Origin of the sequence: Halarchaeum nitratireducens, assembly GCF_014647155.1 — an archaeon.
Lineage (GTDB): Archaea > Halobacteriota > Halobacteria > Halobacteriales > Halobacteriaceae > Halarchaeum > Halarchaeum nitratireducens.
The window spans coordinates 35,062-47,522 of record NZ_BMOQ01000011.1 but is presented as its reverse complement, the minus strand read 5'-3'; the positions used below and the strand labels follow the sequence as shown (position 1 = coordinate 47,522).

The 12,461-nt window shown below is 59.9% G+C and carries 8 protein-coding genes; all 8 read left to right on the top strand.

What is annotated here, in order from left to right; translation table 11 throughout:
- The first annotated feature begins 88 nt into the window (after positions 1 to 88).
- Genes IEX91_RS15370 through IEX91_RS15335 form a run of 8 tightly spaced genes read left to right on the top strand, consistent with a single transcriptional unit; the run spans position 89 to position 12,166 of the window.
- Positions 89 to 367, top strand: coding sequence for a hypothetical protein (locus IEX91_RS15370; RefSeq protein ID WP_188880072.1), 279 nt, complete (start codon positions 89 to 91; stop codon positions 365 to 367).
- A gap of 6 nt (positions 368 to 373) precedes the next feature.
- Positions 374 to 793, top strand: a complete 420-nt coding sequence (locus tag IEX91_RS15365) for a hypothetical protein (protein WP_008580508.1) — start codon at positions 374 to 376, stop codon at positions 791 to 793.
- 28 nt (positions 794 to 821) lie between these two features.
- Positions 822 to 2,555: a hypothetical protein gene (locus tag IEX91_RS15360; RefSeq protein WP_188880071.1), complete on the top strand. Its 1,734-nt coding sequence runs from the start codon at positions 822 to 824 to the stop codon at positions 2,553 to 2,555.
- Complete coding sequence (locus IEX91_RS15355; protein WP_188880070.1) at positions 2,552 to 3,409, top strand: hypothetical protein; 858 nt, start codon at positions 2,552 to 2,554, stop codon at positions 3,407 to 3,409. Before IEX91_RS15360 ends, IEX91_RS15355 begins: the two co-directional genes overlap by 4 nt.
- Positions 3,410 to 3,411: 2 nt before the next feature.
- Complete coding sequence (locus IEX91_RS15350) at positions 3,412 to 4,527, top strand: hypothetical protein (protein ID WP_188880069.1); 1,116 nt, start codon at positions 3,412 to 3,414, stop codon at positions 4,525 to 4,527.
- Between the two features lie 2 nt (positions 4,528 to 4,529).
- A complete protein-coding gene (locus IEX91_RS15345; RefSeq protein WP_188880068.1) occupies positions 4,530 to 5,651 on the top strand; it encodes a hypothetical protein in 1,122 nt (373 codons plus the stop codon).
- Positions 5,644 to 7,854: a VirB4 family type IV secretion system protein gene (locus IEX91_RS15340; protein ID WP_188880067.1), complete on the top strand. Its 2,211-nt coding sequence runs from the start codon at positions 5,644 to 5,646 to the stop codon at positions 7,852 to 7,854. The genes IEX91_RS15345 and IEX91_RS15340 overlap by 8 nt, the downstream gene beginning before the upstream one ends.
- Positions 7,841 to 12,166, top strand: a complete 4,326-nt coding sequence (locus tag IEX91_RS15335) for a primase-like DNA-binding domain-containing protein (protein ID WP_188880079.1) — start codon at positions 7,841 to 7,843, stop codon at positions 12,164 to 12,166. The genes IEX91_RS15340 and IEX91_RS15335 overlap by 14 nt, the downstream gene beginning before the upstream one ends.
- The last annotated feature ends 295 nt before the right edge of the window (positions 12,167 to 12,461 follow it).

Genomic DNA, 12,461 nt, shown 5'->3' with positions numbered 1-12,461 from the left:
TCTCTCCGCTTCAACTCCTTTGATTTAGCGCCCCATCCCGACGCCGTCTAGTGATTCAACACAGCCGTGCATACCCATACCCGCATGTATGATTACGAGGTCAGTCACCATCGAAGACATCGATGACCTGTACCTGATGTGGAACGACCACATCAACGCCTCTGCCCTCTATCGCCGCGCCCTCCGCGAGGAAATGGCAGTCCGCGGTGTTGACCCCGATGAACTCCGCGACCTCCTCGAACGGGCCCGCGAGCAGGGCTACACGCTCGACGAGATCGCAGAAGACACCAACCGATTCGACGACCTCCAGTCGCTCGTCGAAGAGCAACAGAACCAGCCACCAGCTGGAGACGCCACAGATGATTGACTCGCTATGTCACAGGACCAGACTCCCTCCGACCCTGAGCCTAGCGTCGAAAACCAGTCACCGCTGACCGGGAAGATCCCCCGGCAGGCAGCGCTCACCGTCGTCCTCCTGAGCCTGTTCGCTGTCCAGCCGGTCGCTGCCCAGAGTAACGCGGTCTGTAGCGCCGACAACCTCCCGAGCATGATTGAGGGGTTCTTCCAGCTGACCACCGCGCTGGGGATCGTCGGCCTCGCCATCGTCTGGCAGGCGGACTCCCTCATCGAGATGTTCACCCTCAATCCCGAGCAGAAGAAGGGTCTCAAGCGCCACAAGCGCTCGGCGATGAAGTCCGCGGTCGTCCTCGTCGTCCTCGGCCCGCTGTACACCGTCGCCGGGTCGATGATGGGCCTCCCGCTGGCGCAGTGTGTCGACCTCGTCCCCTGGTAACCACTCTGCAGTCCCCGTTGCGAGCCCTATGAACCATCGAGAGCTCTCCGTGCTCATGGCCGGCTTGCTCGCGACGAGCCTAGTCACGGGTATCGTCGCCGCTGACCCGCCGCGACCAGGTACGGAGGGGAACGGGCTCACGGAAAACGAGTCGGCAACGCTGTGGTCACGTGATGCGGACAACTACATCAGCCAGGAGGAGTACCGCCAGCGGTACGGCGAGGACCGCTCCGCCGTCCACCAAGTCGCGAACGGGACCGACGTCACGTTCAAAAGCCCGCCCGCGACCGCGGCGACGTGGACACGGAACGACTTCGAGGACCTCGACGCCGGCGGCCCAGATACGTCCGTGCATCCGCCGCACGCGAACCTCGAGAACGGCGTCTTCATCGAAGATGCTCACGCGACGATCTTCGCAGTCCAGCCCTCCACTCGTGGACACCTCGAGTTCGGTGAAACCCCACTCTACATCGCGCCGAATGGGACAATGCGCGGGTTCGTTGATTACCGCGTTCGCGTGCCCAACGGGAGCTCCTCCGGCAACACGACTGTCTCGTGGTCGCTCACGGAGCACGAGATCGAAGAAATTCGGTTGAAGAAGAACGGCGAGACCATCGCCGAGAGTGGTGGATCACATACGCCTGCCCTCGACTACCAGATCGAGGACGACTGGAGTGCGAATCTCACGCTGGAAGCGGAGATTAGCGTCCGACTGAAGAAGACCGTCAGGACCGACTTGGGTGACCGGACGGACGTCGACATCACCTATCGGACGGAATCACGCAACGTCTCCGATTCGATCGCCGTCGAGGTCTACGACCTCTCGGCGTCCCCCTACTACGCTGAGTATCCGAACGGCGACGCCGGCGTGGCCATCTTCCAGTCGCGGCCGTGGCAGGGGTACACGCTCACGGAGGACGGTGAGACACGGGTCCGTGGCATCTGGCGGTTCTACACGGCTCGGAACACCAACTGGGACACGCTCGTCCGGTCAAATCGCACGGATAGTGCTACCGTCCAGTCGGACGCGATTCCGGTCTACGTTCACGCGTATCCCTCGCGGATCGGCCCGCGTGCTGAGCCGGTTCGAGACGGGCCGGAACTCATCGAGATCTGGGGGACTGACCGCCCGTCACCGGTCGGCACCATCGGTGAGAACATCAACATCGACATCGTCAACCAGTCGTACACGACGACGTACGGCGTCGCCGTTCGAGCCGAGAATGTCGACCGTGAGGCGCTCCAGGTAGCGGGCATCGTTCGCGGAGTGAATGCCTCAATTGCTGAGCCAGGCAGGGGCTCTGAGCGGCAGCTCCGCCGCAGCAATCTCACTGTCGGGGTCATCAAGCAGAACCAGTCGCAAGCGACGGTCAGGGTCGAACTTCGCGACAATCAAACCGGCGCACCGATCACGCTCGACGAGAGCCGTCAGTATCCAATCGGCGGCACCACCCGGAACGGGTACATCACGGTTGCGGACCAGCGCGTCGAGACCAACGCCTCGGGGGTGGCGATTGTACCCATCGATGAACCGGGCATCTACACGGCTCGCTACCATCCGGGTTCGTGGCTTGGGCATGATCCGGCGTACGTGAGCGACACGGCGACCGCTCGCTGGCATTCGCTCGGAACCATTGACGGTTGGTTCGCGTTCATTTTCGAGGTTGGCTGGCAGCTCATCCCGTTCGTCGTAATGTTCTACGCGGGACGCCGGGTCCTGCGGATGCTTGGTCCGGACGACATTTTCGACAGCAAACCATGACTCACCACAGCTCACTCAGCAGACGTACCGCCCTTCGAACAGTCGCCGGTGCCGCGCTTGCTGGCGTTGCCGGTTGTCTCGACAACGGTGGGGACACCGAGACACCTAATGGTGGCAATGGCTCTCCAGACAGTCAGAATACGCTCAAGCGCATTGCCGTCGATGGAACAACTCTCGTCGTCGAACTCACTGCGGAAGCCGACGTCGATCAGATCAACCTCATTCAACCGAACGGGAAACTGTTCGGACAGCGCGAAGTCGCAACAGGCTCCCAGCAGGTTTCGTTCGAAATTGGGACCGCTTACGCACCCGGTGAGTACCGCGTACTCGCGTTGAAAGGCGATGAGACTGTTGTCGAAACCTCACTTCCCATCCAGCCGGATCTTGGAATTGTGGAGATGGGAATCGGAAGAAACCAGCCCGATAAGATGTGGGACGGGCCAAGCGACGAAATAGCTGAAGAAGCATTCGTGACGGTTGAGAATCAGGGCAGTGGTCCAGAGGCAATAACGAAACTACTCTTCATTGGGGACGTGCCGTATCCCTCAGACGAAGAAGGCACGAACTATGCTGCCAACGAGGACGTGAGTGGGATATACGATGCGGATGCGGATACGGAGGTTGACGAAGTTGTCATAACCGCTGGCGAGAAAATCACGATCTACAGTTCTCGGTCGCCGTTCGCCTTCGTCCCGGGCGGGGGGACATCCTGCACGGACGAACAACAGAGCGGGGAGTTCGATCTCATCCTCGAAACCCAGGTTGGAGCAAATCAAGTTTCGAAAACGTACACTATCCAGTATTCGGCTTCAACAGAGCCTGACAACTGTGATATCACCATCAATGAGGCGTAGCCATGGTTGACCTGATTGATGTCTTCTTAGAGGGGTTCAAAGACGCCGTCGACTGGGTCATTAGCCTGTTCATGGAGGGGCTGACGGCTGGCTACGAGACCCTGACAGAGGAGATGTTTGGCACGCCGACGCCTGAGACGGAGGGGGCATTCGTCTTCGGCGACCCGGTCAACGCTCCCTGGCAGGGTATCCGAGATGCGTTGGTGGGCGGTGAGATCATGCTGATTTCGTTGCTCCTCCTTTTGATGTGCGTCCAAGGACGGCACACGATCCGAATTTTCAATCTCGGGAGTGCATACGAAGCCAGACGGACGAAGAAGACCGCCTGGGTTGGAGCATTCCTTATTATCAGCTGGTACTGGGTGAGTATTCTGGGCCTCTACATAGTGGATGGATTCACGATTGCTCTGATGCCAAGTCTCAGCTCACTAGGTGATGCGATGGTCAATTTCCTCGAAGTCTCTCTAACGAATCCCGGGCTTGCACTCGTATTCGCCCTTCTCGGCGGTCTCTCGATGTGGGCCCTGGAGGCACTGTACTTCATTCGAGAGATTCTCCTCTACGTCTACGTGTATGGAATGCCGATAGCGTTCGCACTTGGCTACGGCAATATCCCGGTTCTCTCCGATATCGCGATGGGATTTACCAAACGGTTCGTCCCGCTCGCAGTTCTTCCCCTCCCGGCAGCAGTAGTGTTCAAAGGATACGATTTGCTCTACTCGCAAGATGCAATTGCTCCAAATAGCGTGTTTCTGAAGTACTTGGTAGCAGTCTCACTACCCCTGATTGCTCTCTATGTCACGTGGAAGACGTTCAAATATGCGACTCCGCTGACTGCCAAGGTCGTCGGCGGTGCTACGAAAGGGGCGGCACTCGTCGGCGGTGTCGCTGCTGGAGCCTACGTCGGTGGTGCTGGCGTCGCGACAACTGCCGCCCGGTGGGGGCCGAAAGCGGCCGCAGGACAAGCTGTCGCCCAGAAAGCAGCCGCCCGTGGAGACAATGGAGATCAGGGCAGCGGTAAGCCGTCGTACCGCAGAACCGAGAACGACCCGGGCGAGCCGACAGCGAACACATCGAATGACAAACGCGATACGGAGTTTGATCGAGGGACCCAGTAAGTATGTCAACCGATAAAGACGCAGCTGCACGGCGAATTATGAATCAGTTCGGAGAGAAAGGCCGTATCCCGTACCTCAACATCGAGGAGGGTGATGTCGGCGTTCTCATTACCTTCCCCATTATCGGGTTGTTCGTCGCCGGCCTCACCGGTATCGAGTCACTTGCCCTCCCGTTCGTAGCTGGCGGCTTGGGGTTCGGCGTTGCCGTCATCTACGTCTCACCGAATCACTTGAACGCCTGGACGTGGACGAAAGACGTCTATCGGTACGCCAAGCGACCACAGATCACATTCAGCGCCCCAGACAACGCAGAGAGCGGCACAAATGAGACGACACGGAATGAGGGCGGGCTCGCCAACTATACGCCGTTCAAACCCGACGAACGAACCCAGGACCTCACGAACGTCAAGCGGGCGTGGCCCGGCGTTGGTACCATCCAGCGGGCGGACGGGACGATGGAAGCGTTCGTCGAGATCCAGCCGGGAAACATGGATTTCGCCATGTCCGACGACTGGGCACAGCTCCAGGAGGCTGGCGAGGAATTCGCTAATAAGGAACTCGACTCGAAGCTCAAAGTCCACGCTACAACTCGCTCGTTCCCGGTCGAGCAAATCATCGAAAATATCGAAAACCGCCTCTCCGACGAAGACGTCACGCAGAACCCGATCTTCCGGGAACTTCTCGAAGAATACCGGGAGACGCGGCCGAAGGAAATGCGTGACCTGGGCATTCAACAGGTCCGGTACTACATCGGTGTCGAGGTCAGCCCCCTGGAGGTCTATGATCGCTACCAAGACGAGGGTACCCCCGTCGAGAAGCTGACCCAGTTCCCCGTCATCGGGTTCCTGTTCAACCCGTTCGTCACCCGCCGCGAGGACCTCACCGACGTCGAGCGCCGTACCCAGATGTTCGAGAAGCTGGACAGTCGCGTCAACGACCTGCGGGCCGAGTTCATCCAGCAATCCTCTGGTTGGTCCGCTCGTCGCCTTAGTACGGTTGAGCTGTTCGTGCTGAATATGGACTTCTGGAACGGTCGGGAACACGACTACGACGACGCAGAGCGCGTCGTTCGAGAGCAATCGATCGTCGGCCATTCGCGCCGGGAGGACGAGTCCGATGCTTAGCGTCCTTCTTCAGGCCGGTGGGAGGGCAACCGATCAAGTCGCCGAGTGGTTACTGAATCCAACGTCGACCGAAGGCGCAGCGCTCTACGTCCTTCTGGCCGTCATCCTCGGCGTCGCTGGCAAGCTTCTGTGGGGTCGATATCACAGCACCAACGATGAGGAGGAAGTCGATTTCTCGGACGTCCTCGACGAAGAGACGCTGGAGGAAGGCAACGCAGAAGGCCAGATCCTGGACGATATCTCAGAGTCGCACAAGACGGTAACTGCGCCGGCCGCCATCGAGTGGGAGACGCGAGCAGCCCAGGTCGGCGAGCAGTGGACGACGACACTGTACATCGCCGACTACGCCGACTATCCCAGCGATGGCTATCTGAGCGACCTCTTCGAGATGACGGACGTCCAGTTCGATTTGACGGCCCACATCACGCCGAAGAACCAGGAACGGGCCCGGAACGAACTGCAGGACATCGCGGACGACCTGCAGGTCGACGCCGATATCGAACAGAGCGTCCGTAGCGCCTACCTCCAGGAGCGCGCCAACGAGGCCGCAGCGACGTACAAGGCCGTCGAGAATGGCGCGAACGTCTTCGACCAGGGGATGTTCATCACCGTCCGGGCCGACAAGAAAGAGGAACTCCGGGACGCCGTCCAGGAAGTCAAGAGTGCGCTCCGCGATGATCCAGCGAACCTCACGCCGAAGACCGCGATCTGCCGGCAGGACCTTGCCCTCCAGTCCGCCGCACCCATCGGTGACAACGAGTTCGGCCGCGAGTCCATCGCGCTCGGCGGCGCCGTCGGGGCGTTACTCTCCTCGCCGCACAACGCGACGATCCTCGAGGAGGGCGGCGTCGAGTTCGGGATTCACAAGGACAACCAGAGCCCAGTCGTCATCGACCCGTTCGCCCGGGACAACGGGTACGCGATGTTCACCGTCGGCGACACCGGCTCGGGGAAGTCGTTCAGCTCGAAGCAGAACTTCATCCGCTCGATCGAGCAGAGCAAGGACCGCATCGGCATCATCCTCGAGCCGCTGAACAACTGGGCCGGCGTCGCGGAAGCACTCGACGCCAAGCGGATCACTGTTGGTGGGACGCTCGGGCTGAACCCCTTGGAGATCCGGGAGACACCCGAGCACGTCCAGCGAGCGATGGGCGAGGACGCGAGCCCGTTCAACGAGAAGCTCGACGACGCGATGAGCTTCCTCACCAACTTCTTCGCCCTCCGCGGCATCTCACTTGGCGACCGCCGGACGACGCTCGAACTCGGCCTCAAGCGGGCGTACAAGCGCAACGGCATCACCGACGACATCTCCACGCACGACAACCCGAGCCCGACAATTCGGGATATGATGGACGTCTTCGAGGACATGGTCGACGAGCCCGAGGAGTTCGTCGTGCGGGCCAACGAGGAGGCGGGGAAGATCAAGGAGGACGCGACGTGGCTCCTCGACCAGCTTCGCCCCTTCGAGGAGGATGGTCGGCATGCCAACCTCGGCCAATCCTCGGACTTCGACATTCGGGACGAGAAGGTCATCTACCTCGACCTCGCCCAGCAAGAGGGCAGCGTCGACAGCAGCACGGCACTGACGATGCAGCTGCTCATCTCACTGGTGTACGAGCGCGCGAAAGTCTCGGACAAGGAGGTCGTGTTCTACATCGACGAGGCACGCTACATTATGCAAGACGCCGCGAGCCTGGCGTTCCTCGAAACGGTGTTCCGCCACCACCGGCACCACGACCTCTCGATTCGGTTGGTCACCCAGACGGTCGACGAGTTCTTCGAGCACGCCGAATCCGAGGCTATTCTGGACCAGTGCGCGGTCAAGCAGTTCCACCGCCTCGACGGGATGGACGAAGAGTGGGCCGACGAGTTCGGCCTGAACTACGCGCAGATGCGGTTCGTCCAAGATGCCGTGCCCGGCAACGAGGACGCCGGCTTCTCCGAGGCGCTGGTGGGCGTCGACGGCGAGTGGCGTGGCATCCAGGTCAAAGCGATGGCCAAGGAGAAGCAGGTCATCGACTTCGAGCCGACCGAGCAACGGCGAACCTCACTCCCCGGTGCTGGTGAAGACGCTGTGAATCCGGATATCCAGACATTCCAGGATGACCTCGAAGCCCGAGCAACCGGGAATGGAGAAACTGTACCCGAGCGGACGCCAGCGGAGACCGATGGGGACTCAGAGGAAGGTGATGAAAATGCGTGAGTACCTTCGCGTGACGCCGACATCCGAACAACTCACGCCGGAGCGTGTGCCCCAAGCACTGGAAAGCCTCCACAAACTGACCGCAACGGACTCGACAGGGCTGGTCGACAAACTGAATCCATTACATAGCGAGACACCGCCCCGGTTCGAATTCCTCGCACTCAGTGACGGTGCAGATGAGCCCGTCGAATTCTACTACGGGGCCAACGAGCATCTGGACACTCTCAAGAAGCGTCTCCGGTCGATCTATCCCGAGACGTTCGACATCGAACGCACCGAGGTCGACGTTGCATCGCGACTCGTGCAGCCCGTCGAATTCGACCAGGAGACATTCGTCGAGCAGTATGAGTCGGACGACCTCCAGTACGAATTCGGTCCTGACGAGCAATACGAGCTGGCGACTGACGACAACAATCAATCCGAGCTAGTAGAAGCCGAATCAGCCGCGGATGGAGAGACGGTCGCTGACCCATCTGTCGACCACATCATCGAGATTGGGGATACTGCCCTCGAACTCGCCCCACCAGATGCGATTCCCAGGGATGAGCCGGTGACAACGCTGGCGAAACCAACGATGACGTCAGAGGGAACAGTACTTGCCCGGCCAGCGACTGATACCGTCTCCCCACTCGGCGTCCGGTGGCAGGGCTCGGCGACTCGGAAACAGGACTGGATGTCTTCGCTCTCGCCGTTCACTGGCGACGATGTAGACGAGAGTCCTGATGCTGTCGACCAGCCTGGTGGCGCGCTCGCGTCGCTCGTCGATGACTTGACGGAGGCGAGTGCCCCACTAGCGTTCCACGTCGTCTTCCAGCGACGGGCGAGCTGGCAGAGCGATGCTGAAGTTCGTACGGAAGACATCATCGAGGGGCGGGATACCTGGGCGCAGCGGTTTTTGGGGCCACTCTTGGAGTTTGACGACGGCTCTGACCGCCGAAGCCGGGAGGAGTTGAGTGACACACAAGCAGATCGTGTCGGAGCTATCGAGGCGAAAAACGCGAAGCGCTCGTTTACCGCGAATATTCGCGCCCTTGGCGTTCCATCCAGTGACGACGAGCGTGAGGAACTCGACGAGCGGTTGGAGTCACTTGCCCCCGTCTTCGATACACTCGATGGGCCGTGCTACGAAGTGGAGGCCGAACGGGTGCGCGACAACGGCTTGCGGCAGGCCAAAAAAGAGCAGTACGCACGAACCGCGCTGCAACGGCTTTTGGACCGCGAGCTTACGACCGGCCGTGGCAAGACTCGACCCGAGTTCGTCCTGAGCGGCCACGAACTCGCGAACTTCCTCGTCGTTCCCTCTTCGGACCAACTCTCCGTGGAAGGCGAACGTGGAACGCGTGCGGAACAACAGAGTCGGAATCCGCTCGCCCGGCCTCACCAGGACATTATGAGCGAGTTCCGTGACGGGATGGCTATCGGGTATGCCCTCGACGACACTGGCGACCCCGAAGATGTCCCGACACACATTCCGCCCCGCTTACTGCCGATGCATTACGGACGATTCGGCACCACCGGCTCAGGCAAGTCAAAAGCCCTCCTCAACGATATGCTCTCGTTGTACGACAACACTGAGGGGCCGACCATCCTCGTCCTTCCGAAAAACGACGAGATGGCGCAGAACTACATGCGGGCCCACGCGCGCCGATTCGGGATGACCGACCTCGAGGAGAACGTCGTCCACTTCCCGATCCCGGACGTGCTTCCCGGATTCTCCTTTTTCGATCTCGAACCCTCGCTGGAGAGTGGCCGCCGCCGTGAGGATGCAGTCCGGCGAAAAGCCGACCACTACGAAGAGATCCTGAAGCTCGTCATGGACGAGGACCGATACAAGCGGGCGACGGTCGCCCCAACCCTCATCAAGACGCTCATCACCGCGCTGTTCGACGAGGAATACGGCCGTGAAAACGGCCAGTACCGGGAGTCAACCGATTACTTCGCCCACCGACAGCTCGAACACGTCATCGACCAGCTGTGGGAAGCCGGCCCGCCACAGCCGAATCTCGCAGACGCACCCCGATCGAGCGACGAGGAGGTCTCCCGCATGATCCGGCGGCAATTCCAACACGATTCGACCACCTTCGACAACGTGATGGGTGGGGTCACACACCGCCTCAACTACATCTCACAGAACCCCCACCTGCGCCGCATCTTCAACAACACCGAGAACCAGTTCGACTTCCGAGAAGTGCTCGACGATAACCAAGTCATCCTGTTCGACCTCGGCGATCTTCGCGACGAGGCCGCCCGGATTATGACGGGCATGATCCTCACCAATCTCGACGACGCGCTCAAAGACCGCAAGCGCGACCTCACCCAGTACTCCGATGACTACGTCGTGAACCTTCTCGTCGACGAAGCGGCCTCAGTCGTGGTCTCCGATATCATGAACGACCTCCTCGAGAAAGGACGAGGATTCCGGCTTTCAGTGGGCCTCTCAATGCAGTTCCCCGAGCAACTGGAAGCTGAAGGTGGGCGGAAAGTCTACCTGAACGCCCTGAACAACATCGGGACCTCACTCGTCAGCAAGATCAACGTCGACCGAGAACTGGCTCGGGCGATGGCCCACGAGGAGATGGACCCGGACGATTTCGCCAACCGGATTCGCTCGTTACCCCGTGGCGAGTGGATCGGCAGCGTCCCGAGCCCAGCATTCGGAGAAACCGGGCCGTATCCGTTCAGTCTCACACCGCTCGAAATCCCGCCGGGCCATCCCGAGAGTGAGTACCCGCTGACACAGCGTGAAGAAGAACAGTTCACTGAGACGCTCGCCTCGATGCACGAGGACATCAGTGACGACTACGGGGTGCCAGCGGAATCAGATGTGTCCACAGCGAGCGCACCTGCCGAATTACACGAGGTACTCAGCATCGAAAGCGACGACCTAGACGTCGCGCTAGCGAAGGTGGTTCGAAGCCGCCAGCTTCGAGACGGCTGTCGGGAAGAGAATGGCTGGGTAGATGTCGAAGCGGTTGACGAGGAACTCAGGCGGCTCTTCGAAGAAGTCGATGCCGAACCACCGTCGTATGAGGAACTAGCAGATATCCGCGAGCGATCACGCCATCTCGATACGACCGTCGATATCGAAGCAGACAAAATACGGATTCGATTGACCGACGCTGGCGAAGACATCGCGACACCCGAGACTGGGGGCGTACAAGCCGCCGGCGGACATGACCACGATACGGCACTCCTCCAGATCGAAGAAGAACTCAGCGAACTCGGCTGCACCGTCTCAATCCTCGCCCAGGATGGCAGCGAGAAACCTGACGCGAGGGCGAGCCATCCCGAGGTTGACGACCGATTCGCTATCGAGGTCGAGACGACGACGCCCGAGAATCCCGCAAAGGTACTCACGAACCTCCGGAAGGCCCAAGCAGCAGGGGATATCCCGCTGTTTGTCGTTCAACCTGGAAACGACGAAACTGAGTGGGCCAAGCGCGTTGACGGCATTCTCACACCACCCGTTCGCACCCTCCAGAATGACGAGACCCGGTTCTACACGACTGACTCGAATCTCACATTCAACGGTGGAGCGACCGAAGAAGGTGGAGTGACGGCCGTGCGACCGGCGAACGACAACGAGAACGGGACTCACAATATCTGGCAGCGTGATGGCGACGAGATCGTCCTCCGTGATACCAGCGGGACGGAACACATCCGCCTCCCGTCGCTTGGAAACCTCTCGAAGGATCGTGTGCCAGCCATCTACAGCTACGACCACGCTGCCGACGAGTACGTCGTATACGAGCACGGTGAGCAACAGATATACGAGACGAAATCGGCGTTTGAGGACGACTGGGTGCGTATCAAGAAGCCATTCGTCCCCGAAGCCGAACTCCCCGTACCAGACTACACACGTTCGACGTACGGCATCGTTATCCTTCACGATGAGGCGGAATCGGTCGTGTATGAAGACGGTGAGAAGCGACCACTCTCGGCAATCACCGATGAGTCGCTCCACCCAGTATCATCTGGTTCAGCGGCCACTGAAGAACCTGACCAGACTCCTCAACCAGATAGCACGGTCGAGGAACAGCAGGAAATCTCATCGCCACCGTCGTTCGAATCGTTCGTCGACGAATATCTTATCGAAGACGCAGATGGAGCCGTGCCGAAAGATGACGTATTCGGCCTCTACAACGACTGGGCAGAGGCTCATGACATCGAGGGTCCGCTGAACAAGAGCTGGTTCACACGGAAGCTCAACACCCACATCGAGGTGGACTCCACGAAGAAGCGAATCGACGGGGAACCCGTCCGGCATTACACTGGTGTCCGCCTCCGCCCTGAGAAGGATTCACAACCATGAAATGGAGGTACACGGTTCAATTCCCGGTATCATCGCAAATTCTCGGGAGCTGTTCCACCCAAACTGAATCATGATCCCACCCGATCAGACCCTCTGGTCGAGAATCACCCGACGGCGGCATGTTCCACCCAAATACTCAATGGGTGGAACACCAACGAAACGACCGAAATGGGTGGAACACACTCACGTCCAGCGATTTTCAACCAGCTTTAGCGAGTGTTCCACCCAACAACCAACTAGGATAGAACGGGGGATCCCCGTTGGGACCAAGGGATTGGATCGAGACGCAGAGCAG